This window comes from Albidovulum sp., assembly GCF_008933605.1.
GTDB lineage: Bacteria > Pseudomonadota > Alphaproteobacteria > Rhodobacterales > Rhodobacteraceae > Albidovulum.
Genome location: NZ_WBUS01000043.1, coordinates 1 through 22486 on the forward strand (window position 1 = coordinate 1; position 22486 = coordinate 22486).

The 22486-nt window shown below is 66.9% G+C and carries 27 protein-coding genes and 1 tRNA gene; 11 read left to right on the top strand and 17 right to left on the bottom strand.

The genetic code is table 11. From position 1 onward, the window contains the following. The coding region (locus F9K34_RS07940) for a TolC family protein (protein WP_291336377.1) at positions 1–574 on the bottom strand (574 nt) is incomplete at its 3' end. Positions 575–632: 58 nt separating this feature from the next. Next, entirely contained in the window at positions 633–1286 is a 654-nt protein-coding gene (locus tag F9K34_RS07945; protein WP_291336378.1) for a protein-L-isoaspartate O-methyltransferase family protein, read from the bottom strand. A 165-nt stretch (positions 1287–1451) separates the two neighbouring features. Here F9K34_RS07945 and F9K34_RS07950 point away from each other — a divergent pair. After that, positions 1452–1525: transfer RNA gene (locus F9K34_RS07950), tRNA-Cys, on the top strand. Positions 1526–1827: 302 nt separating this feature from the next. Here F9K34_RS07950 and F9K34_RS07955 read toward each other — a convergent pair. Beyond that, positions 1828–2793 carry an arsenic resistance protein gene (locus F9K34_RS07955; RefSeq protein ID WP_291336379.1) on the bottom strand — a complete coding sequence of 322 codons (966 nt, stop codon included), beginning with the start codon at positions 2791–2793 and terminating at the stop codon, positions 1828–1830. A gap of 8 nt (positions 2794–2801) precedes the next feature. Beyond that, a complete protein-coding gene (locus tag F9K34_RS07960) occupies positions 2802–3290 on the bottom strand; it encodes a cytochrome b (protein ID WP_291336380.1) in 489 nt (162 codons plus the stop codon). A 79-nt stretch (positions 3291–3369) separates the two neighbouring features. Between F9K34_RS07960 and F9K34_RS07965 the strand changes: the two genes are divergently transcribed. From F9K34_RS07965 to F9K34_RS07980, 4 genes are all read left to right on the top strand, one after another. After that, complete coding sequence (locus F9K34_RS07965; RefSeq protein WP_291336381.1) at positions 3370–3978, top strand: TetR/AcrR family transcriptional regulator; 609 nt, start codon at positions 3370–3372, stop codon at positions 3976–3978. After that, positions 3975–4349 carry a hypothetical protein gene (locus F9K34_RS07970; RefSeq protein WP_291336382.1) on the top strand — a complete coding sequence of 125 codons (375 nt, stop codon included), beginning with the start codon at positions 3975–3977 and terminating at the stop codon, positions 4347–4349. Before F9K34_RS07965 ends, F9K34_RS07970 begins: the two co-directional genes overlap by 4 nt. After that, positions 4346–4597: a hypothetical protein gene (locus F9K34_RS07975; protein ID WP_291336383.1), complete on the top strand. Its 252-nt coding sequence runs from the start codon at positions 4346–4348 to the stop codon at positions 4595–4597. The genes F9K34_RS07970 and F9K34_RS07975 overlap by 4 nt, the downstream gene beginning before the upstream one ends. Positions 4598–4695: 98 nt before the next feature. Then, positions 4696–5190, top strand: coding sequence for a hypothetical protein (locus F9K34_RS07980; RefSeq protein WP_291336384.1), 495 nt, complete (start codon positions 4696–4698; stop codon positions 5188–5190). 7 nt (positions 5191–5197) lie between these two features. Here F9K34_RS07980 and F9K34_RS07985 read toward each other — a convergent pair whose 3' ends face one another. Together F9K34_RS07985 and F9K34_RS07990 are read right to left on the bottom strand one after the other, a co-directional pair. After that, positions 5198–6619 (bottom strand): ATP-binding protein, encoded by a 1422-nt coding sequence (locus F9K34_RS07985; protein ID WP_291336385.1) that lies wholly within the window; start codon positions 6617–6619, stop codon positions 5198–5200. Next, a complete protein-coding gene (locus tag F9K34_RS07990; RefSeq protein WP_291336386.1) occupies positions 6619–7344 on the bottom strand; it encodes a response regulator in 726 nt (241 codons plus the stop codon). The genes F9K34_RS07985 and F9K34_RS07990 overlap by 1 nt, the downstream gene beginning before the upstream one ends. 171 nt (positions 7345–7515) lie before the next feature. On the opposite strand from F9K34_RS07990, the gene F9K34_RS07995 reads away from it, so the two are divergent. The 6 genes from F9K34_RS07995 (at position 7516) to F9K34_RS08020 (ending at position 11715) form a co-directional block, all read left to right on the top strand. Next, positions 7516–8037 carry a hypothetical protein gene (locus tag F9K34_RS07995; RefSeq protein ID WP_291336387.1) on the top strand — a complete coding sequence of 174 codons (522 nt, stop codon included), beginning with the start codon at positions 7516–7518 and terminating at the stop codon, positions 8035–8037. Positions 8038–8099: 62 nt separating this feature from the next. After that, positions 8100–8435, top strand: coding sequence for a cytochrome b (locus tag F9K34_RS08000; RefSeq protein WP_291336388.1), 336 nt, complete (start codon positions 8100–8102; stop codon positions 8433–8435). Further along, positions 8414–8590: a cytochrome b/b6 domain-containing protein gene (locus F9K34_RS08005; RefSeq protein ID WP_291336389.1), complete on the top strand. Its 177-nt coding sequence runs from the start codon at positions 8414–8416 to the stop codon at positions 8588–8590. The genes F9K34_RS08000 and F9K34_RS08005 overlap by 22 nt, the downstream gene beginning before the upstream one ends. A 37-nt stretch (positions 8591–8627) precedes the next feature. After that, entirely contained in the window at positions 8628–9842 is a 1215-nt protein-coding gene (locus F9K34_RS08010) for an HlyD family efflux transporter periplasmic adaptor subunit (RefSeq protein ID WP_291336390.1), read from the top strand. Further along, positions 9839–11011, top strand: a complete 1173-nt coding sequence (locus tag F9K34_RS08015; protein WP_291336391.1) for an FtsX-like permease family protein — start codon at positions 9839–9841, stop codon at positions 11009–11011. The genes F9K34_RS08010 and F9K34_RS08015 overlap by 4 nt, the downstream gene beginning before the upstream one ends. Positions 11012–11019: 8 nt before the next feature. Further along, a complete protein-coding gene (locus tag F9K34_RS08020; RefSeq protein WP_291336392.1) occupies positions 11020–11715 on the top strand; it encodes an ATP-binding cassette domain-containing protein in 696 nt (231 codons plus the stop codon). A gap of 155 nt (positions 11716–11870) precedes the next feature. On the opposite strand, the gene F9K34_RS08025 is transcribed toward F9K34_RS08020, so the two are convergent. The 11 genes from F9K34_RS08025 to F9K34_RS08075 all read right to left on the bottom strand — a co-directional run bounded on the left by F9K34_RS08025 (position 11871) and on the right by F9K34_RS08075 (position 22469). After that, positions 11871–13028 (bottom strand): M56 family metallopeptidase, encoded by a 1158-nt coding sequence (locus F9K34_RS08025; protein WP_291336393.1) that lies wholly within the window; start codon positions 13026–13028, stop codon positions 11871–11873. After that, positions 13015–13413 carry a BlaI/MecI/CopY family transcriptional regulator gene (locus F9K34_RS08030; RefSeq protein WP_291336394.1) on the bottom strand — a complete coding sequence of 133 codons (399 nt, stop codon included), beginning with the start codon at positions 13411–13413 and terminating at the stop codon, positions 13015–13017. The genes F9K34_RS08025 and F9K34_RS08030 overlap by 14 nt, the downstream gene beginning before the upstream one ends. Positions 13414–13499: 86 nt before the next feature. Beyond that, positions 13500–13766, bottom strand: coding sequence for a DUF2160 domain-containing protein (locus F9K34_RS08035; protein ID WP_366557832.1), 267 nt, complete (start codon positions 13764–13766; stop codon positions 13500–13502). A gap of 131 nt (positions 13767–13897) precedes the next feature. Then, positions 13898–14695 carry a carbohydrate ABC transporter permease gene (locus F9K34_RS08040; RefSeq protein WP_291336396.1) on the bottom strand — a complete coding sequence of 266 codons (798 nt, stop codon included), beginning with the start codon at positions 14693–14695 and terminating at the stop codon, positions 13898–13900. Positions 14696–14704: 9 nt separating this feature from the next. After that, on the bottom strand, positions 14705–15568 hold the full coding sequence (locus tag F9K34_RS08045; protein ID WP_291336397.1) for a carbohydrate ABC transporter permease: 864 nt from the start codon (positions 15566–15568) through the stop codon (positions 14705–14707). Further along, on the bottom strand, positions 15568–16647 hold the full coding sequence (locus tag F9K34_RS08050) for an ABC transporter ATP-binding protein (protein ID WP_291336398.1): 1080 nt from the start codon (positions 16645–16647) through the stop codon (positions 15568–15570). Before F9K34_RS08050 ends, F9K34_RS08045 begins: the two co-directional genes overlap by 1 nt. A gap of 9 nt (positions 16648–16656) precedes the next feature. Beyond that, on the bottom strand, positions 16657–17721 hold the full coding sequence (locus tag F9K34_RS08055; protein ID WP_291336399.1) for an ABC transporter ATP-binding protein: 1065 nt from the start codon (positions 17719–17721) through the stop codon (positions 16657–16659). A 97-nt stretch (positions 17722–17818) separates the two neighbouring features. Further along, on the bottom strand, positions 17819–19561 hold the full coding sequence (locus F9K34_RS08060) for an ABC transporter substrate-binding protein (RefSeq protein WP_291336400.1): 1743 nt from the start codon (positions 19559–19561) through the stop codon (positions 17819–17821). Between the two features lie 236 nt (positions 19562–19797). Next, complete coding sequence (locus tag F9K34_RS08065; protein ID WP_291336401.1) at positions 19798–20814, bottom strand: proline racemase family protein; 1017 nt, start codon at positions 20812–20814, stop codon at positions 19798–19800. Positions 20815–20829: 15 nt separating this feature from the next. Further along, positions 20830–22062: an NAD(P)/FAD-dependent oxidoreductase gene (locus F9K34_RS08070; RefSeq protein ID WP_291336402.1), complete on the bottom strand. Its 1233-nt coding sequence runs from the start codon at positions 22060–22062 to the stop codon at positions 20830–20832. After that, positions 22059–22469 (bottom strand): dihydrodipicolinate synthase family protein, encoded by a 411-nt coding sequence (locus tag F9K34_RS08075; protein ID WP_291336403.1) that lies wholly within the window; start codon positions 22467–22469, stop codon positions 22059–22061. The genes F9K34_RS08070 and F9K34_RS08075 overlap by 4 nt, the downstream gene beginning before the upstream one ends. Between the last annotated feature and the right edge of the window lie 17 nt (positions 22470–22486).

Sequence of the window (22486 nt, forward strand, 5' to 3'; positions counted from 1 at the left end):
GCGCGGCTGGCCGCGACGCGTGCCGCGCCTCGGCCTGCGCCACGTCGGTCCGCGTGACTTCGCCCACGTCGAACTGGTCCTGCGTGGCGCGCAGGAACTCGCCCACGACGCGCACGGAGTTCTGGTTGATCGCCACGTTCTCCTCGGCGCTGCGCACGTCGAAATAGGCCTGCACGGCGCTCAGGAGCACGTTCTGCTCCACCCCCACCAGCGCCTGGCGCGTTGCCAGCACCATCTCGCGGGCGATGTCGATGCCGAAGCGGTTGCGGCCGAAATCGAGAAGCGTCATCTGCGCCTGGAGCCCGATCGAGGCATCGCGCCCCGTCCGCTGCCGGGTATCGAACTGCTGGGCCTCCGCGACCCACTGCAGGACCGGCCTGAGGTTCGAGACCGCGCTCGCGACATCCTCGTCGGCAGCGCGGAGAACCGCGCGGTTCTGCTCAAGCAGGTTCGAATTCCGGTAGGCCGAGATCAGCGCGTCGGCCAGCGTCTCCGCCCGCGCGGGCAGCGCAGCGATCAGGCCTGCGGCGACGAGGACGACGGCGAAAAGGCTGCGGGGCGGATGGCGTCTCATGGTCACAGGTTCCTGTCTCGGTTGAGCGGGCCACAGGGCGCCGGCCCGCCTTTCACGCTCAGAGCGCAAATTCCCGTCGCGCCGCGAAGCCCGGCAGCACCGGCGCCGTGGCGTTGAAGGCGAAGCGCCAGGCGACCGCGCCATCGAGCTTGTGACCGATCCGGCAGATGCCGAGCGCGCCCTCCATGAAGATGCAACCGATCCGGCCGCCGTCCTTCAGCTGGTCGAGAAGCGCCTGAGGCACCGTCTCGGCGCCCCCGCCGATGACGATGGCGTCATAGGGTCCGTGCTTGGCCGCGCCCTGGGCCAGCGGACCCTCGATCACCGCGGCGTTGTCGGCGCCCTCCGCCGAAAGCCGCAGCTGCGCCTCGCGGGCAAGGTCCGCGTCCTCCTCCAGCGCCACGACCGCCTCGGCCATCCGGGCGATCACCGCGGCCGAGTAGCCGAGGCCGCAGCCGACGTCGAGCACGAGGTCGCCCCGCTGGATGTCGAGCGCGTCGAGCATCTTGGCAAGCGTGCGCGGCTCGAGCATGACCCGCCCCGGCGCGATCTCGATGTTACCGCCGACATAGGCCGCCTCGCGGCTCGCCGCGGGGACGAAGACCTCGCGAGGGACCGCGAGCATCGCCTCGATGATCGGGTACTTGGTCACGTCGTTGGGACGCACCTGGGTGTCGACCATCATCGTACGGCGCGCGGCAAAATCGGTCATCGACTGAACTCTTCGGTCTGGTTTCCGGTTGAGGTTCGTCTTGCCACAGAACGCCCGGGGGGGCAACGGGACAACGCGCCGCGCGGGGCGGCGCGCGGGGGCCCCCAAGCGCCGCGCGAATGGGTTGCGCGCCGCCGGGCCATGGTATATCTCCGGCCCACCTCCGGCGGGTTGGCGGAGAGGTTACGCAGCGGATTGCAAATCCGTGAAGACCGGTTCGATTCCGGTACCCGCCTCCATTTCGTTCTAAATCAGTGACTTAGCCTTCAGGCTGCCGAGTGCGACACAAAGTGGAGCACATGGCCCATGAAACTGCCAGCCTACCTAAGCCTTTCACGGCATGGAATTTTCTACTTCCACCGGCCGCTGCCGCGCACAGATAGCCGCTGCCGCCCGGCCACCCGCACCGCAAGACCAGGCGCGACAACCTCCGCTTACGCCAGGCCCGGCGCGTTGGATGTCAGTCAGGCCGCGATTGCCGCGCCAAGGGCGATTGGGGGGAGGGCCATCAGGGCAGCAATGCGGGACATGCGCGGCTACCCTATGCCGGTTTCGGGCCGAATGCGCGGCCGGCGAACCGGACGGACCAGGCGGCGGATTGCACCTGTACCACATAAGCCAGAGCGATCAGCAGCGCGGCCTCTGTCCCTTCGGAGCCGAACAGGTTCATCGCCAGCGCCAGCGCGATGGAGAGGTTCCGCATCACCGTGCCGTACGTCAGCGCGATGGCGTCGCTCCGCGACAGGAAGGCGCGGCCAAGCACCACGGCCAGTGCATAGTTCGCTGCATAGAGCGCCAGCAGCGGCAGAAGCAGCCAGAGGATCGCTGCCGGCTCGGCCGCCAGAACCCGCGCCTGAAGCGCGATGGCTACAAAGGCGATTCCCAGCACGCCGAGGGTGGAAAACGGTGGAAACTTCGGCGCCCAGTCTTTCTGAAACCCGGGCATCCCGTGGCGGCGGACCAGTTCAGACCGCGTCAACTGCCCCGCCACAAGTGGCAGCAGCACGATCACGGCAATCTGCACGAAGACCGCCCCCAGATCGACGGGCACACGAGCCCCCGCCAGCAGCATGAGATAGAAGGGCGCCATGACCGACCCGAGGACTAGCCCGAGCACCGTCATCTTGATGGCCGCAGGCAGATTGCCGCCCGCCATCCCGGTCCAGGAAATCGTCATCCCGCTTGTGGGCAGCAATCCCGCCAAGAGCAACCCTACCGCAGCAAAGGGCCGGTCGGGAAAGAACGCCAGCCCCAATCCGAAGGCAACGAAGGGTATGACCAGGAAGTTCACGGCCTGCGCCAGGACCTGCACCCGCGCATGCCCGCCCTCGCGCAGTTGCGACAGCTTCAGGCCGACCATCATCGGATAGACCATCAGGAAGGTCAGAGGCACGATCAGCGCCTTGAGCCAGCCCGTGGGAAAGACGAGGCCGAAGGCGAGACCAAGGACCATTGCCACCGGTATGGCAATGGTCAGGTTCTGGGTGATGCGCCGAATGAACCGCATGGGGATGCTCAGCCCTCGGCCCGACGCATCCGGTTGATCAACCCGTGCTTCAGCAAGAAATGATGGTAGATCGCCCCCACGACATGGAGCGCCACCAGCGCGAGAAGAGCGACCTCCATCACGTTATGGCCCTGCGCCGCGGCCTGAACGCCGCCGAACCAGGCGACCGAGCCGCTGATCAGCATGAGGATCATGACGGCATAGAGCCCCAAGTGGGTGGCCTTGGCCAATGCCCGCTGCACTGCGCTGTCCCCCAGCGTTTCCGGCGCGCCCCGGCCCGCCCGGATCGACGGGCGCCACAGCGCGAAGACGAGCACGAGGGCACCGCCCGCCAGATGGGCCAGAACCAGCGGATTGAAGGCACTTTCCATTCCCTTGACCGCGGCATCCCGGGCCGCGGAAATCGCATCCTTGAACAGGTACTGGTGCACGATCAGCAAGGCCGCGAGCCGGTGCAGCGCGATCTGAAGGCGGGAATATCCTTTCGGGTCGGTCATGGTTCATCCCTTTCGGCGGCGACTCCGTTTGATTTCTACCGATCCTATGTTAGCATCTACTTACTTACAAGGAATGACCATGCTCCACCGCAAGCCCGCCGGGGACCGCAAGACCGAAATCGTCGAGGCACTTCTCGACCTCGCCGACCGCGTCGGTCCGGACCGGCTGACAACCAACGACATTGCGCGCGAGATCGGTGTGACCCAGGCCGCGATCTTCCGGCATTTCCCGACCAAGGCCGATTTGTGGTTGGAGGCGGGCGACGTCATCGCCGGACGGCTGACGCAGGCCTGGGGGCGGGCGCTGGCGTCGGATCCCACACCGGGTGGCCGGCTGCGCGGGTTGATCGCGGCGCAGTTGCGCCAGATCGAAGCGGCGCCGGCGCTGCCTGCCATCCTGCATTCGCGCGAACTGAACGTCGATAACGCCGGCCTGCGCGACCGCTTCCGCGGTCTTCTGATGCAGTTTCAGGGCCATCTCGTGGCAAATCTCGAAGGGATGATCTCCGACGGGAGCATGGGCGCGCGCGTCCGGGCAGCGGATGCGGCGGTGCTGCTGATCTCGCTCGTCCAGGGTGTCGCCATCCGCTGGAGCCTCGGTTCGCGCGGCTTTTCGCTTCCGGACGAGGGGATGCGCCTTCTCGATGTTCAACTGGCGCTTTTCGGCTGCAGGGAGGGACCGGGATGAAGGTTGCGCAACTGGCCGGCGGCGTGGCGGTCGCCTTCGGGCTGCTGACGCTGGTGTCGGGTGGCACGGTCTTGATGGGCGCCGTGGACATGGGCGCGGTCGTGCCTTTCGTCCTGTGGTTCAACTTCCTCGCAGGCTTCGCCTACGTCATCGGTGGCATCCTGCTGTGGCGCGGCCACCATCTCGCCCTGCCCGTGGCGCTGGCGATCCTAGTCGCGACCGCCGCCGTCTTCGCGGCATTCGGCTGGCGCGTCGCGACGGGCGGCGCCTACGAGATGCGCACGGTCGGCGCCCTGACGCTGCGCACCGCCTTCTGGGCCGCGATGGCCATGATCGCCTGGACCACACCGCGCGTGGGGAGGGCCGCATGAAGCGAATCGTTCTCGCCATCCTCGGGGCGTTCATGGCCCTTGCCGCGCCGGCCGCAGCGCAGACCGCAACCACTGGCGCCCGGAGCGAGAGCACGACAGACCATTCCAGGCTGAAGCCGCTGATGCGCGAATTCGCCTCTGGCCCCGAGATGACGGCGGCCTGTGTGTCGTGTCACACGGAAGCCGCCGATCAGGTCATGCGCACGCTGCATTGCACCTGGGACTTCACCAACCCGGCGACGGTCTAGAAGCTCGGCAAGCGCAACGTGCTGAACTCGTTCTGCGGCAATGTCGCCACGAACGAGACCCGCTGCACGTCCTGCACACAGGCTATGGCTGGGATGACATGCGCGTCGCCGCCCCCGCCGACCCGACGGCGGTCGACTGCCTTGCCTGCCACATCCCCGAATTCGCCCGTGGCGGGGTGGCCACCAAGACGCTGTGGGACTGGTCCACCACCTGCCGGCTGGAGAACGGCAAGCCCATCGCGCTTGACGGGTTCACGAAGTCCGACGGCAAGGAACTGCACACCTACCTGTCTACGAAAGGCACCTTCGAGTGGGCCGAGAATGTCGTGCCCGACTACAATTGGTTCAATGGCCAGATGCAATACACCACCGGTCTGATGAGCATCGACCCGAAACGGACACCAGCTGACCGTGGGCGGATCGTTCCGCGCCCATGTGGCGCCGATGCTGACCGGCTTCGACAGGATCAACCTGACGCCCGAGGAAGAGGCCTATCTGGTTCAGGACGAACCGGGCCGGATCCGCGAGGGATAGCCCGACCGGATCCGCCGGTTGCCGCGGATGCTGCAGCGTTAGCGACCGGTCGCGCCTGACCGGCGGCTAGTGCCGGGCCATAGCATCCGACAAGGCCGGGGCACCACCGGCAGCCTCCGCGTCCAGCGGCAGGCTGACGGTTGCCCGCAGCCCGCCTTCGACACGGTTTGACAGGGCAACGGCTCCGCCATGGGCTTCCAGGATGGCTTTCGCGATCGGCAGGCCCAGGCCGACCCCGCCGGTTTCGCGCGAACGGGATGGCTCCATCCGGGTGAAGGGGTCGAAGACGCGCGCCAGATCCGCCTCGGGGATGCCGGGGCCCGCATCGTCTATGGTGAGGACGACCATGCCCCCGGACCGGCGCAGGCTGACGACCGCCCCTCCGCCGTGGCGTTGCGCATTCTCGATCAGGTTCCGCAGCGCGCGGCGCATCGGCGTGCGTCGCAGCGGCAGGGTGGCGGGCTCTGTCCTCCCCAGCGTGACAGGCGGGCCGGTTTCGCCCAGCTCCCGCGCAAGATCGGAAACGAGGGCCGCCAGGTCGGTGGGCTCGGTGGGCTGATCGGTCGAAACCCCCCGTGCATAGGCCAGCGTCGCCTCGACCATGTCCTGCATCTCGTCCAGGATCGCCGCCATCCGCTCGCGGGTCTCGTCATCCTCGACCATTTCCGCCCGGAGCCGGAGCGCCGTGATGGGAGAGCGCAGGTCATGCCCAAGGGCCGCCAGCATGCGGGTCCGGTCGGACACCATGCCCGAAATCCGCGCCTGCATCCGTCCCATGGCGTCGGAAAGGACCCGCACCTCATCGGGGCCGCCGGTCGGCAGCGTGGGGAGGGGGTCGTCAATCCCCATGTCCTCTGCCGCCTCCGACAGTTGGCGCAAGGGCCCGGTGATCCGCCGCAGTCCAAGCCAGAGGGCACCCATGATCAGCAAGAGCGACAGCAGGATCGTGCCGAGGATGGTCGGTGGCAGCCGGAAGTCCGGGCGGTCGCTGCGCGCCGTCACATTCAGCCATCCGCCATCCTGAAGGCGCAAGGAGAGGCGCAGTTCCACAGGCGCGATGCCCGCTGCCAGTATCCGGTCGCGAAGCCAGACAAGGCCGGCGGGCGGGGTCATCGGGTGGCCGTCGCGAGGAGAGATGCCGACCTCCTCGGCGCGGATCTCGCGCGGACTGCCGAGCAGCGCCTCGATCCGGGAGCGCACGTCCGGAAGCCCGCCCTCAGCCTCGGTTGCGGCGCGTTCCGACACGACGAACTCGGCATGATGCGACCGTGCCGCGGCAAGGATGCCGGCGCGGTTGCCCGGCGCCGCGGCCTCAAGCGCAAGGGCCACGGCGGCGGCCCGTTCCGCCGTTTCCAGACGAAAGGCGGATTGCAGGGCCATGCCGCGTTCGCCGGTGAAGAGCCACAGGCTGATGACCTGCGCCGCGAGGAAGGCGGCAAGGATTGCCAGGGCCAGTTGTCCGGTCAGGCTGCGGGGCAGAAGGCGCATCAGCGCACCTCGCGCACGTCGGCGGCAAGGCTGTAGCCGCCCGCCCGGATCGTCGCGATGATCTTCGGGCTGGCCGGATCCTCCTCGATCTTCCGGCGCAGGCGGCTGACCTGATTGTCGATGGTCCGGTCGAAGACATCGGCCACGCGGCCCGAGGTGAGGTCGAGCAGCCGGTCGCGTGACAGCACGAAGCGCGGCCGTTCCAGAAACACCGTCAAGAGCTTGAATTCCGCGCTGGTCAGACTGACCTCGCGCCCGTCCTCGTGTTTCAACGCGCGGGTGTCGGTATCCAGCACCCAGCCCGCAAAGCCCAGCCTGCGGCCGCCGAGCGTGCCCGCCAACGGCTCGGGCCGTTCGGCGCGGCGCAGGATGGCCTTGATCCGGGCCAGCAGTTCGCGCGGGCTGAAAGGCTTCACCAGATAGTCGTCGGCGCCGATTTCCAGCCCGACGATCCGGTCCGTCTCCTCGCCAAGCGCGCTGAGCATCAGGATCGGCGGGCCGCCGCCGGCAGCGACGCGGCGCGCGGCCGACAGGCCGTCCTCGCCCGGCATCATCACGTCCAGAACGATCAGATCGAACCGTCCGGCCTTGAGCGCCAGATCCATCTCGGCCGCATCGCGGGCAAAGGTTGCGCGCATCCCGTTCCGTTCCAGGTAGCGCGTCACCGCATCGCGGATTTCACGATGGTCATCGACGACCAGGATATGGGGCACGGCATCTGTCATGTCCCCTCATATCCCGTCGCGCCGAAACGCGGGAAGGTTTTGCGTATCGGTCTGTCGCAGTGACGGCCCTTGCGACAGACCGATACAATTCCGGCCCCGGCCGGCATTCTTCTGCGACAAGGCCCCCCAATCTCGCCCTCATCCGAAACACGTACCCGATGAGGTAAGACCATGAAACGCAAGACGATCCTGACCTTCAGCGCCATTGCCGGCCTCGCGGTGATCGGAGCGGCGTCGATCCCGGCCGTCGCGGGCGGCGGCCCCTGGGGAATGCACGGCGGCATGATGGGCGGCCACGGGCCGGGCATGATGATGCAGGGCGGCCAGGGCCACGGTCCCATGGGCCAGCGCGGCGGCCACGGGCCGATGGGGATGCAGGGTTTCGCCCAGAATCCCGTGTTCCAGTCCTTCGATGCCGACAAGGACGGCACCGTGACGGCGGCCGAGGCCGAGGCGGGCGTGGCCGCGCTTCTTGCCACCCATGACGTCGACAAGAACGGAGCACTGTCCGAGGCGGAATTTTCCGCGCTCTTTGCCGAAGTGACCAAAGGCGTGGCCGCGCGTCCCTTCGCCATGCTGGACGATGACGGCAACAAGGAGATCAGCGCCGAGGAAATCTCCTTTCCGGTGAGGATGATGGCGCGCATGGGCCGCTTGACCGACATCAACGCGGATGAACCGGCCAACCCGTAACCTGGGCCGAAATGGCGGGTGCCGAAAGGCGCCCGCCGCATCATTCGAATAGGGACAGAGCCATGACACACCCCAAAGGCTACTCGGGCACGCAGATCGCCCTGCACTGGGCCGTCGCCCTCCTGGTCGTCGGTCAATACATCTTCAAGGATTCCGTCGCCGCGGCCTGGGAGGCGATCCGGCAGGGCACGGACTATGCCTTTGACCCGCTGATCCTGGCCCATGTCGCCGGCGGCGCGCTGATCCTTGTCTTCGTCCTTTGGCGGCTCACGCTGCGGCTGAAGCGCGGCGGGCCCCTGCCGCCCGAGAATGAACCCGCGCCGCTCAAGACCCTGAGCCATGTCGCCCACTGGGCCTTCTACGGCGTGCTGCGATCATGTCGGTTTCGGGCGCTCTGACCCGGTTCGCGGACGTGACCGTCGCGGCGCAGGTGCACAACATCTTCAAGGTCGTGCTTCTGGCGCTGGTCGCCCTGCATGTGCTGGCCGTTCCGTTCCATCGGATCGTGCTGAAGGACAACGTGCTGTTGCGCATGGTCCGGCCTGCGCAGTGACGAAACCGACCCTCTGCCGCGAAGGAAAGCCCCTGTCATGACCGACCCGAAAACCCCGGAACTTCCTCTGGAGCTGAATCTGTCACCGGCGCGTAGGCAGTCGCCGCGCCGATGGTTCCGCAAGCGCTACCTTCTGGTGCTGCTGATTCCGGTGTTCATGTTCACGGGGGCGGTGCTGGGGATGTATTTCCAGCCGCCGGGATTGCAGAAATTCTATGCTCTGACCGGCTTGCAGCCGGGTGGCGGATCGGATGCCCCGATTGCCCTGCCGCCCGAGATCGAGTTGCCGCCGAAGATGGCAGAGACGATGCTGCCCACCGATGTGGTGGGGCTGGCGCGGGTGATGCCGCGCGGCGATGTCTCGGTGGTGGCGGCGCCCTATGGATCGGGGGATGCGCGGGTGGCCGAAATCCTCGTCGCCGTGGGCGACCGGGTGGAAAAGGGCGCGGTGCTGGCGCGGCTCGACAACGCCACGGCGCTGGAGGGTGCCGTGCTGATGGCGGAGGCGAACCTCGCCGTGCGCGAGGCGACGCTCATGCAGACGCGTGCGGCGGTGGAGGCCAGCCGGGACGAGGCGCAGGCGGCGCTGGATCAGGCGGTGGCGACGTCCGCCGAGGCGCAGTCGACGCTTGCGCGGACCGAGGAGCTTTTCTCGCGCGCCGTGACCACGCAGGCCACGCTCGATTCCGTGCGCACGGCGGCCGAGGGCGCGAAACTTGCCGTGGCACGGGCCGAGGCAACGCTCACGCGATTTTCGGCACTGGCGCTGGACGACCAGCCCGACGTGATCGTGGCCCGCCGGAACGTCGAGGCCGCGCAGGCCGATCTCGAACGGGCAAGGCTGGACATGGCCCGGGCCGAGGTGGTGGCCCCGATCGCCGGAAGGATCCTCGACATCCACGCCACCCCTGGCCAGCGCCCGCCGGCCCAGGGGATCATGGACATGGGCGACACCGCTCAGATGATGGCCGAGGTGGAAGTCTGGCAGGACCGCATCAGCGCCGTGCGTCCCGGCCAGCCGGTGGAACTGGCCGCCGTCGCCCTCGGCACCACGTTGCAGGGACAGGTGGACAGCATCGGACTGACGGTGGGGCGGCAGGGGCTGATCTCGGACGACGCGGCGGAAAACAAGGATGCCCGCGTGATCCGCGTTCTGGTGGCGCTGCATGCGGCCTCTTCGGAACTGGCCGGGCGCTTCACCAATCTCGAGGTCATCGCCCGCATCGACACGACCGCCCGGACGACCCAATGAGCCGCCTTCTGCAACGCCTCTTCGGGCGGCTGCCCATCGGCTGGCTGCAACTGACACACAACCGCACGCGCTTTGCCGCGGCGCTGGCGGGCGTGGCTTTCGCCAATGTGCTGGTCTTCGTGCAGCTCGGCATCATGAACTCCATGGGGGCGGCGACGCTGCGCCCCTACCAGTTCTTTCAGGCCGATGTGATGATTTCGGCGGGCGATGCCAATTCGCTGACCGATGGCGGCAATGTCGCGCGGCAGTGGCTGTTGCAGGCGATGGCCGATCCGGACGTGGCGGATGGCATGGGCTTCTTCATCGCCAACGTGCCCTGGGACCGGGGCGACAAGGACATCAGCCTGACAACCTTCGGCGTTGACCCGGCCAAGCCCGGATTCCTTGCGCCCGAGATCGCGGGCGACCTGAGCCTGTTGCAGGTGCAGGACGCGGCGATCCTCGACCGGCTCGCCCGCGGCCTCGGCAAGGAGGAAGCCGCCGCGATCCGCCCGCAATCGCCGCTTTCCTTCGAAACCGAGGGCCGCACCGTCACCGCCTATGCCACCTTTGCCGGCGGGGGCGGGTTCGGCGGCGACGGCTACATGCTGGTCTCTGATCAGACCTTCCTGTCGCTGTTCCCGGCGCGCGCCTCGGCTGCGCCTGACCACATCCTGCTGACGCTGCGGCCCGGCGCGCAGGTCGAGGCCGCGATCGCGCGGCTCAAGACCCTGATCTCGGACACCTCCCTGCGAATCCGCAGCTATGAGCAGGCCGCCGAGGACGACCTGCGCTATCAGCAGACCAGGCGCCCGACCGGCATCATCTTCGGGTTCGGCGTGCTGATCGGCGTGCTGGTGGGGCTGGTGATCGTCTATCAGGTGCTCTCGACGGATGTGGCCGACCACCTGCGCGAATACGCGACCTTCAAGGCGATGGGATACGGGCCCCGCTTCTTTCTGGGCGTCGTCTTCGAAGAGGCGCTGGTCTTGGGCGTGATGGGCTTTGTGCCCGGCCTGATCGTCGGCACGGCAATCCTCACCGTCATGGGCAGGATCACCACCCTGCCCCTGGCGATGACACCCTCTATGGCGGTCACCGTCTTCCTCGGCACGGTGGTGTTCTCGGCCTTGTCCGGGGCCATCGCGACCCGCCGCCTTGCCGCCGCCGACCCGGCCGACCTGTTCTGAGGAGCGTCATGGACAGCGACAGCATCGTAGAGGCACGCGGGCTGAACCACTGGTTCGGCAGCGGCGACGTCCGCAAGCAGGCGCTTTTCGACGTGAACCTGAACTTGAAGCGGGGCAGCTTCACCGTGCTGATGGGGCCGTCCGGATCGGGCAAGACCACGGTCCTGACGCTGATCGGCTGCCTGCGCGCGGTGCAGGACGGATCGGTGCGGCTTCTGGACCACGAACTGAACGGCGCGTCCGAGGCAGAGCTTGTGGCGCTGCGCCGACGCCTGGGGTTCATCTTTCAGGCGCACAACCTGCACGAAAGCCTGACCGCGGCGCAGAACGTGATGATGGGGGTGCAGGTCCATGGCGGCGTGCCGGACCGGCTGGCCGTGGAGGCCGCCACCCACGCGCTTGGCCTTGTGGGCCTTGCGGACCGGACGACCTATCTGCCCGCGAACCTGTCGGGCGGGCAGAAGCAGCGCGTGGCGGTGGCGCGCGCACTGGTCGCCAGCCCCGCGCTGGTGCTGGCGGATGAGCCCACTGCCGCGCTCGACAAGGATAGCGCGGCCGAGGTCGTGGACCTTCTCAAACGCATGGGAGAGGCGCGCGGCACCACCACCCTTCTCGTCACCCACGACAACCGCATCCTCGACCGCGCCGACCGCATCCTGACACTGGAGGACGGCCGGATCGTCAAGGTCGAGGAGAGGGAATGAACTTTGACCCACCCGGGCCAACCAGCTCCGGTCGCGGTCGGGTGAACGTTCAATGCCAGATCAGCCGAAGCGCGACGACGGGACGTTCCACGGCACGGCGCCCTCGCGCCATCGTCGCGGGAGCAGACCGGCCTTTTGCCACGGGGGCACGTCGGTCAGTTGCCCGCCGCCGCGTAGATCGGCGCCCCGAAACTGGGCACTGGCCCGTTCACCGCCTGCAACCGCTCGAGGTTGATGATGGTCGAAAGCATGATCCGGTCCTGGCTCCAGTCGCCGGGCTTCTGGATGGCAACCGCCGCCGTCAGCGTCACCGCGAGCGCCGGCAGCGAGAGGATGGCGAAGACGAGCCGGGGATGCCGCTCTGCCCGCCCCTCGATCACCGAGAGCATGCGCCGCTTCAGGAGCGCGGCCGAGCGGCCGCCGAACAGGCGGTTCTCGGTCCGCACCAGCGCCACGACCGGCGCCTCCACGGCCATGAACCGCCGCGCACGCAGCCCGTCCTGGCAGACGCGCAGAAGGCAGTCACAATAGGCGGCGACGTCGTAGCCGCGCCGCGCAAGCACCTGGCGGTCGCAGGACAGTTCCCGCAGTTCCTCCACCTGCTGGCGCCAGATGTGGAAGGCGGGGTTCCACCAGAACAACGGCCGGATCAGGCCGAGCGCGAGTTCCCATTCGACATCGCCTTGCCGCAGGTGCTGCAACTCGTGCGCCAGCGCGATCCTGAGGTCGGCGCCGCGTTCCAGCATGGCCGAGGGCAGCACGACGATGCGACGCCGCAGCCCCCGCGTGGAGAAGGGCACGCTGATCGTGTCCGAGACGCGCAGCTCAACCCGTCCGAACCGGCGCCAGAGATGCGACTCCGCGAGGATCCGGCGCAGGCGGAACAGGCTCCAGCCAAGCCGGAGAAGGCAGGCCACGCCCCCGGCCGCGACGAGGCCGAGAAGCGCCTGACCCGCCGGCGTGAAGGCCGCGTCCGCAAGACGGCTGCGGAGCTTCAGCACCTCCTCGAGTGCCGAGGCATTCATGGCGAACCGGCCCTGGAGATACTGCGCCACGATGAAGTCGGTCAGGTTCACCGTCTGGGCGGGATGCGGGTAGCCTGCGCGCCCGATCATCACGATCAGCGCCGCGAAGGCCGGGGCCAGGAGCACGGCGACGAAGACCGACCGCAGCATCCTCAGCCGCGCGGTCACGGCATGGGCGAGGCCGAGGCGGTCCAGCACGCGGGAGAACACGAACCAGAGCGCGCAGACGAGCAGCAGAAGAAGGTTCACGTCGACATAGGCATCGAGAAGGGTGCTAGCGTTTATCATCCCTGAGCCTCTTATCTATCAGCGCCCGGATCTCGCCGAGCGTTTCCTCCGTCAGGTCGTAATCGTCGACAAGCCGGGCGACGAGCGCGGCCGGCGTGTTGTCGAAGAGCTTTTCCGACAGGTTCTTCAGCGACCGCGACTGGTAGGTGTCCTTGCTCAGCGTCGCCTGGTAGATAAAGGTCTTGCCCTGTTTCGTGCTGGTCACGAAACCCTTCTGTTCGAGGATGCGCAGGATCGTTGCCGCCGAGGTGTAGGCGAGCTTCTTCGCCGGGGCGAGCGCGTCCTGGACGTCGCGCACCGTGGCCTGGCCCAGTTCCCAGAGCCTGGTCATGAACTCAAGCTCCACCTCGGTCAGGAACTGGGTCTTCTTCTTGTTGTCGCTCATTTCGGCATCCGGTCTTTCTGGCTGTCCCATTCCTCCCTCGGTTCCTTTCTACGAAGACCTTCGTTTTTCTCCAAACGGAATCCGCCTCAGACCTTCCAGAAGACGAAGACGCCCCAGAGGATCGCAAGCCCGAGCGGCCACCAGAGCGGCATGCCGATGAGCCAGAGCCAGGCCATGAAGACGTAGCTGGTGCCCAGAAGCGAGATGAAGAGCCGGTCGCCCCGGGTGGTGACGAGGCCGAGTACGCCCTTCCGCTCGTCGCCGCCGGGGTTGCGGATTTCCAGCACGGTGAGTACGCCCATCGCCGCGAAGATGCCGACGAAGACGGCGAGCGTCGCCGGTGTCCAGGCCATCCAGAAGTCGGGCCAGAGCGGTTCGGTCCATGAGAACCCCTTCTCGACCGGCTTGCCGAGATTGCCCCAGCCCTGCGTCTGGGCCATCGCGGCGCCGGGGATCAGGGCGGCGAGCAGGGCGAGGAAGCGCATCAGACCCTCCCCAGGGCGAAGCCCTTGGCGATGTAGTTGCGGACGAACCAGATGACGATGGCGCCGGGGATGATGGTCAGCGTCCCGGCCGCGGCCAGAAGGCCAAGCTCGTAGCCCGCCGAGGAGGCGGTGCGCGTCATGGTCGCGGCGATCGGCTTGGCATAGACGGCCGTCAGCGTCTTGGCGAGCAGCAGTTCGACCCAGGAGAACATGAAGCAGAAGAAGGCGGCGACGCCAACCCCCGCCTTGATCGTCGGCAGGAAGACCTGGACGAAGAAGCGCGGGAAGGAATAGCCGTCGACAAAGGCGGTCTCGTCAAGCTCCTTCGGTACCCCGCGCATGAAGCCTTCAAGGATCCAGACGGCGAGCGGGATGTTGAAGAGGCAGTGCGCGAGCGCGACCGCGACATGCGTGTCGAAGAGGCCGATGGCGGAATAGAGCTGGAAGAACGGCAGCGCGAAGACCGCCGCGGGAGCCATGCGGTTGGTCAGGAGCCAGAAGAAGAGCTGCTTGTCGCCGAGGAAGCGGTAGCGCGAGAATGCATAGGCGGCGGGAAGCGCCACCGTGACGGAAATCAACGTGTTTATCGTCACATAGATGATCGAATTGATGTATCCCCAGTACCAGGTCGGGTCTGTGAAGATCGTCTTGTAGGAGGCGAGCGTCCAGACCCGCGGGAAGAGCGAGAAGCCCCCGAGGATCTCCTGCGTGGTCTTGAAGCTCATCGCCACGAGCCAGTAGATCGGCAGCATCAGGAAGACGATGTAGAGAATTGGAATGATGGCTCTTTTCTTCATCTCCGGTCCCTATTGCGTGTCGTTCCGCGTCATCAGCGTGTAGAAGAGCCACGAGACGAAGAGCGTGATCGCGAAGTAGATCAGGCTCATCGCCGCGGCCGGGCCGAGGTCGAACTGGCCAAGCGCGATCTTCACGAGGTCGATCGAGAGGAGCGTCGTCGCGTTCCCGGGCCCCCCGCCGGTCAGCACGAAGGGCTCGGTATAGACGTTGAAGCTGTCCATGAAGCGCAGGAGCACGGCGATGGTCAGCACCTGCTTCATCTTGGGCAACTGGATGTAGCGGAAGACGGACCAGTTGGAGGCGCCGTCGATCTTCGCGGCCTGGTAGTAGGCGTCGGGAATCGAGACGAGGCCGGCGTAGCACAGGAGCACGACGAGCGAGGTCCAGTGCCAGACGTCCATCACGATGACGGTGATCCAGGCGGCGACCGGGTCCTGGGTCATGTTGTAGTTCACGCCGAGGACGTGGTTCATGAAGTAGCCGAGAAGCCCGATGTCCGGCAGCGTGAAGATGTTCCACATCGCCCCGATCACGTTCCACGGGATCAAGAGCGGCAGCGCCATGGTGACGAGGCAGACCGGCACCCAGAAGCCCTTGCGCGGCATCGAGAGCGCGATGATCACGCCGAGCGGCACCTCGATCGCGAGGATCATGAAGGTGAAGAGCGCCTGCCGGCCGAGCGAGGCATGGAACCGCTCGGATCGCAGGATGTCCTGGAACCAGCCCAGCCCGTGCCAGAAGAACTGGTTGTTGCCGAAGGTCTCCTGCACCGAATAGTTGACGACCGTCATCATCGGCACGAGCGCGTTGAAGGCGACGAGGATCAGCACGGGCAGGACGAAGAACCAGCCCCTCTGGTTGACCTTGCGCATCAGGCGGCCCTCCCCTTGCTGGTGGCGATCCAGCCGTTGCGGTAGAGCCGCGTCTGGTCCGGGCGGAATGCAAGGTGCACCGTCTCGCCCTGCCCCGGCGCCGGCCCCTCGACGATCGCGCTGATCCGCGTCGTGCCGGCGACGGCCTCGACGACCGAATGGCGGCCCATGTCCATGACCTTGCGGACCGTCGCGGGCACGCCCTCGGCGGCGAGGCGCACGAACTCGGGGCGCACGCCGATCTCGTGCCGTCCCTCGCCCGCGTCGATGGCGCCCTCGAGCGCGACGCGGCTTCCGGCAAAGAAGGCGGCACCATCCCGCACCTCGGCCGGCAGGACGTTCATGCCGGGCGAGCCGATGAAATGGCCGACGAAGGTATGGGCGGGCCGCTCGAACAGGTCGACCGGCGTGCCGATCTGCACCACCTCGCCCTCCTGCATCACCACGACCTGGTCGGCGAAGGTCAGGGCTTCGGTCTGGTCATGCGTGACATAGATCATCGTCACCTTGACCCGCTGGTGCAACTCCTTGAGCTTGGAGCGCAATTTCCACTTCAGGTGAGGGTCGATGACGGTCAGCGGCTCGTCAAACATGATGACGTTCACGTCCTCGCGCACGAGGCCACGCCCCATGGAGATCTTCTGCTTGTTGTCGGGCGAGAGGTGGGCGGCACGGACGTTCAGCATCTCGGTGACTTCGAGCATCGCGGCGATCTCGCCCACGCGGGACCTGACGCGCCCCTCGTCCACGCCGCGGTTGCGGAGCGGGAAGGCGAGGTTGTCGAAGACCGTCATCGTGTCGTAGATGACCGGGAACTGGAACACCTGCGCGATGTTGCGCTGATCCGGCGGCAGCGCCGTCACGTCCTTCCCGTCGAAGAGGATGCGCCCCTCCGACGGTTGAAGAAGGCCGGATATGATGTTGAGAAGCGTCGACTTTCCGCAGCCTGACGGGCCGAGGAGCGCATAGGCGCCGCCATCCTGCCAGTCGAGGTTGATCTCCTTCAGCGCATAATCCTCCGCCCCTCGGGGCGCGGCCATGTAACTGTGGCGGAGCTTGTCGAGCGTGATCTTGGCCATGGTGCCCCCTCAGGCCGCCAGCGCGCCGTCGGGCGCGAAGTAGAAGCAATGTGCAGGATCCATGTAGAAGACGTGATCCTCGCCCACCTTGTAGGGATGCACGCCGGGCGCGAGCGAGACCCAGGTTTCCGCGCCCATGCGGAAATGCGCCGTCGACTCCGAGCCTGAAAGCTCGGTGATCTGCACAGTGCCGGTCATCGGCACATGGGAGGAGTCCGGGCGCACGGGGCTGATGTAGTTCGGGCGGATCGCCACGGTGTAGGCGCCGTCGCCAAGGCCGGCGGCCGGCCCGGTCACCTGCCAGCCGACGCCGTGGCCCAGTTCCACCCGGTCGCCCTTCTTCGTGACCGGCGCCGAGTTGATCGGCGGGTCGGAGAAGACCCGCGCCGAGGTGAGCGTGTTGGGCCGCCGGTAGATTTCCGCGGTGGGGCCGAACTGCGTCACGCGGCCGTCCTGCATCAGCGCCGTCCGGCCGCCGAGCATCAGCGCCTCCGCCGGCTCCGAGGTCGCATAGACGACCACGGCACCGCGGCCGGCGAAGAGTTCCGGCAACTGGTCGCGCAACTCCTCGCGCAGCTTGTAGTCGAGGTTGGCGAGCGGCTCGTCGAGGAAGACCGCGGTCGATTCCTTGGCGATGGCGCGGGCGAGCGCGGTGCGCTGCTGCTGGCCACCGGAAAGCTCGTGCGGCCGGCGGTGGAGCATGGGCCTGAGTTGCAGCACATCGGCCGCCGCCTCCACCCGGCCCTGGATCTCCGACTTCGCCAGCCTGGCGACCCTGAGCGGCGAGGCGATGTTGTCGAAGACCGTCATGTGCGGATAGTTCACGAAGAACTGGTGGACGAGGCTGATGTTGCGCTTCTGCGGCGAGATGCCGGTCACATCCTGCCCGTCCATCAGGATCGTCCCCGAGGCCACCCGGTCGAGCCCGGCCATCAGCTTGATGAGCGAGGTCTTGCCCGATCCGGTCTCGCCCAGCAGGACGTTGAACCGCCCCGGCTCCAGGATCAGCGAGGTTTCCTTGACATGGGTGATCTGCCCGACCCGCTTGGTGATGGCCCTGAGTTCGAGCGCCATCCTGGCCTCCCCGGTTTCGTCTGACTGTGCCGCCCTCTTCCGGGGCGCGTTTCGCGGTGTGCCGGGGCCCGAAGGCCCCGGCTCTGGGACTCCGGCCTCAGTTGGCCTCGGTCCAGCGCTTGATCAGCTCGTCATAGGCGATGGTCTCGCCCTGCGGCTTCTCGTTGTCGAGCTTGGCCTTCGGACCATCCGCCTTGCCGAGCCATTCCGAGGGATCCTTCGGCTCGTTCAGGCGCGGGCCGCATCCGCCGTAGACGCCGGAGGCTTCGTCGGCCTGCTGCATCCGGGACATGGTGATGTCCATCTCCTCGGCCAGGCGGTCCATCGCCTCTTGCGGCGTGAAGGCGCCGGAGTTCACGTCGCCGATCTGCTGCCACCAGATCTGGGCGAGCTTCGGATAGTCGGGCACGTTGATGCCGGTGGGCGACCAGCGCACGCGGTCGGGCGAGCGGTAGAACTCCACGAGGCCACCGAGTTTCGGCGCCCGTTCGGTGAAGCTTTCATGCCGCACGGTCGAGTCGCGGATGAAGGTCAGACCGACGTGGCTCTTCTTCACGTCGACCGTCTTCGACACGGCAAACTGGGCGTAGAGCCAGGCCGCCTTCGCACGGTCCTCGGGCGTCGATTTCAGGATCGTCCAGGAACCCACGTCCTGATAGCCGACCTTCTGGCCTTCCTGCCAGTAGGGGCCATGCGGCGAGGGCGCCATCCGCCAGAGCGGGTTGCCGTCGTCGTCGACCGTGTTGTTGCCTTCCGACTTCGGCTTCACCATGTCGGCGGTGAAGGCCGTGTACCAGAAGATCTGTTGGGCGACGTTGCCCTGGCTGAGCGCCGGCAGCGACTGGTAGAAGTCGTAGGAGGCCGCACCCGGGGGCGCGTACTTCCTGAGCCACTCGTCCCACTTGGCGATGGCATAGACCGCCGCCGGGCCGTTCGCCTCGCCGCCGCGGCTCACGCTCGCGCCGGAGGGGTTGCACGAGCCGGCCTCCATCCGGATGCCCCATTCGTCGATCGGAATCCCGTTCGGCTCGCCCTGGGTGCCGGCGCCGGCCATGGAGAGCCAGGCGTCGGTCATCCGCCAGCCGAGGTCGGGCGCCCGCTTGCCATAGTCCATGTGGCCGTAGATCTGGACGCCGTCGATCTCCTTCACGTCGGTGGTGAAGAACTCGGCGATGTCCTCGTAAGCCGACCAGTTCACCGGAACGCCGAGATCGTAGCCGTACTTGGCCTTGAAGGCATCCTTCAGGTCCTGCCGGTCGAACCAGTCCTTGCGGAACCAGTAGAGGTTGGCGAACTGCTGGTCAGGAAGCTGGTAGAGCTTGCCATCCGGGCCGGTGGTGAACTTCGTCCCCATGAAGTCGGCCAGGTCGAGGCCGGGGTTGGTCACATCGGCCCAGCCGCCCGCCATCTGGTCGGTCAGGTTGTAGGTCTGCTGCAGCCGCGCATGGGTGCCGATGAGGTCCGAGTCGTTGACGTAGCCGTCATAGAGGTTGCGGTTCGTCTGCATCTGCGTCTGGACCGCCTGCACCACCTCGCCCTCGCCGAGGATCTGGTGGTTCACCTTGATTCCGGTGATCTCCTCGAAGGCCTTGGTCAGCACTTCCGATTCGTAGGAATGCGTCGGAATGCCTTCCGACAGCACGTTGATTTCCATGCCCGCGAAGGGCTTCGCCGCCTCGATGAACCACTTCATCTCGGCCATCTGCTCGTCCTTCGACAGAGCCGAGGGCTGGAATTCGTTGTCGATCCACTTCTGCGCGGCCGCCTCGTCGGCCCAAACCGATCCGGCCCCCGCAATGACCGCAGACACGGCCACCGCGGAGAGAAGATACTTCCGCATCCTGTCTCCTCCCTGAGATATGAGTGCCAGTCTTTCGGCTGGCTGAGCGATCATCCGCTCATATGTTAGCGTTTGTCAAACTAAAACTTTAGTAGAAGAAGATGCGCCACGACATCTTCCATCATCCTGATTTGCATATGCTTTCATCCGGCGAGATGCGATCCGCGGGGTGCCGGCGCGCCCGACCCGGTCCGCGCCGGGCGACTTGCGGCCGCTTCCGCCAGCGCCCTTGCCCGCTATCCCCCCCAGGTATCCGACAGGGTGAAGCCCTGCGGAAAGGGGTCGGTCGGGTCGAGACCGATCTGGCTGATCCCGTAGATCCAGGCCTGGCCCGAAACGCGGTTGCACGTGGCCTTGTAGGGGCCGACCTCGGTTTCCTTCACGAACTCGGTCACGAACTCGCCGCCGATGATCGACCGCGAGACGACAACGTCCCCGGGCTTCGCCACCCCCCGGGCATGCCGGACCGCCATGTTCGAATTCGATCCCGTCCCGCAAGGCGAGCGGTCCGCCCGGCCCGGCCGCAGCGTCGTGCAGGTGCGAAGCGCGCCGTCGGGCTCTTCGGCGCGGAACATGACATAGGAAAGGCCGTCCAGCGCAGGCGTGGTGGGATGCCGTGCCGGATCGATCGCGGCGATCCGGTTGCGCAGATCGACCCCGGCCGTCGCCAGCGCCCGGGCGTTTTCCGGCGCGATGGTCAGCCCGATCTGGTCCACGTCGACAAGGGCATAGAAGACCCCGCCAAAGCAGAGGTCATAGCGGACCGGCCCCCATTCCGCCGTCTCGATCACGGCATCTTGCTGCGCCACGAAGGACGGCGGCATGTCCAGCGTGACCCTCGTCACCTTCCCTCCCTCGCAGCTTGCCGTCGCCACCACGAGCCCCGCCGCCGTGTCCAGCGTCACCACGCTCACCGGTTCGGTCATCGGGATCATGCCCGTTTCCAGAAGCGCCGTCGTCGCACACATCGCGTTCGAGCCCGACATCGCATGGGCCTGGTCCGGTTGCAGCACGATGAAACCCACATCGGCGCGGGGATCGCAGGCGGGGGTCAGCAGGCAGAACGACCCCGCCGGGCCCGAGCGCGGCTCGGAGCAGAGCCAGCGGCGCAGGGACTCATCGACCGTGTTCAGGTGGTGCAGCTTCTCGGCCATCGTCGCGCCGGGGACGTTCAGCACCCCCCCGGTGATGACGCGCCCGATCTCGCCCGCGCAGTGCACATCTACGGTCTGGATGGCCCGGCTCCAGCGCATAGGCTCCCCCCTTTCTCAGAACCGGTTGACGCGATAGGGTGTCAGATCCACCGGTGGCTTCACCCCCATGATCAGGTCGCCCATCAGCCGCGCCGTCGTCGCGGCATAGGTCAGCCCAAGATGCCCGTGTCCGGTGGCGTAGAACACCCCCTTGGTCCGGGCCGAGGCCGAGAGGATCGGCACCGTGTCCGGAAGCGCCGGGCGGTGGCCCATCCACTCGGTGAAGTGCTCGCACCGGAGGTTCGGCAGGGCTTCCTGCGCCCGTTTCACCGTGATCTTCGACCGGCGGTAATCCGGCGGCGCCTCCAGCCCCGCCATCTCGACCGTGCCGCCGACGCGGATGCCGCCCGCCGTGGGCGTCACCATGAACGCCTTCGCGGGCCAGATGATCGAATGGCGCATGGAGATTCCCGGCGCCATGATCTGGGTATGATAGCCGCGCTCGGTCTCCAGCGGGATCGGCTCGCCCAATGCTGCCGCCAGCTTCGCCGAGAAGGCCCCGGCACAGATCACCACCTCCTCTGCAGGCAGGCGGCGGCCGTCCTTCAGCACCACCTCGCGGATGCCCTCCGAGCGCGTGAAACCCGTGACCTCGCCCGTCTCGATCCGCCCCCCCAGCCCGACGAACCGCTGCGCCAGCGCCAGCACCAGCCCGTAGGGGTCCTTCAGCGAGCGATTCTGCGGGAAAAGCACCGCCATCCCGATCCGTTCCGAAAGCTCCGGCTCCAGCGCCTTGATCGCCTTCCGCCCGATGACCTCATGCGGGAAGCCGAAGCGTTCGAGGATCTCGATGTGGTCGCGGTCCGCCTTGAACTCCGCCTCGCCGGTGTAGAGCGACAGGCAGCCTTGCTCGCTGATCTGGTCCGAAAGCCCCGTCTCGCGCAGCAAGTCCAGCGTGTCCCCCAGCGCGCGCGCACACAGAGCCGCCCCCTGCGCCTCCAGCGCACGCAGCTTCGACGGACGCGAGGCCGCGATGAACCGCAGGAACCACGGCACCAGCTTCGGCATGTAACCGGGCCGCACCCTGACCGGGCCTTCCGGGTCCAGCATCCAGCCCGGAATCTGCTTCCAAACCGAGGGCCGCGAGGCCGGCATGAACTCGGTCACGGCGATACTGGCCATGTTGCCGTAGGACGCGCCCTTTCCAGGGCCATCGCGATCCATCAGCACGACCTGACGCCCGCGCTTTTGCAGATCGTAGGCAATGGCGGTGCCGATGATCCCCGCACCCACGACGACCGTGGTCATTTCCAGTTCAGGATCGGCTGCATTGCCGCCGCGAACTCGGCTTTCTCGGCGTCGGTCAGGGGGCCGAAGGGCATCCGGCATTCGCCGACCGGGTTCCCCTGCAGCTCGCAGCCGTACTTCAGCTTCTGCACGAACTTGCCCGATTCCAGCACGTTCATTGCGGGCCACAGCGCCTGCATGATCGCTTTCGCCCGCGCATGGTCGCCCGCCCGGAAGGCCGCATCCATCTCACACACGGGCTTCGCCATGCAATTCGCCGGGCCGCAAATCCACGAATCCGCGCCCCACTGCATGAAATCCCAGGCGATGTCGTCCGAGCCGGAGACCAGCTGGATCCGCCCCCGATAACGGGTGGAAATGCCGATCGCCCGCTGCATCACGCCCGAGGATTCCTTGATGCCGATCACACGCGGATTGTCCGCGA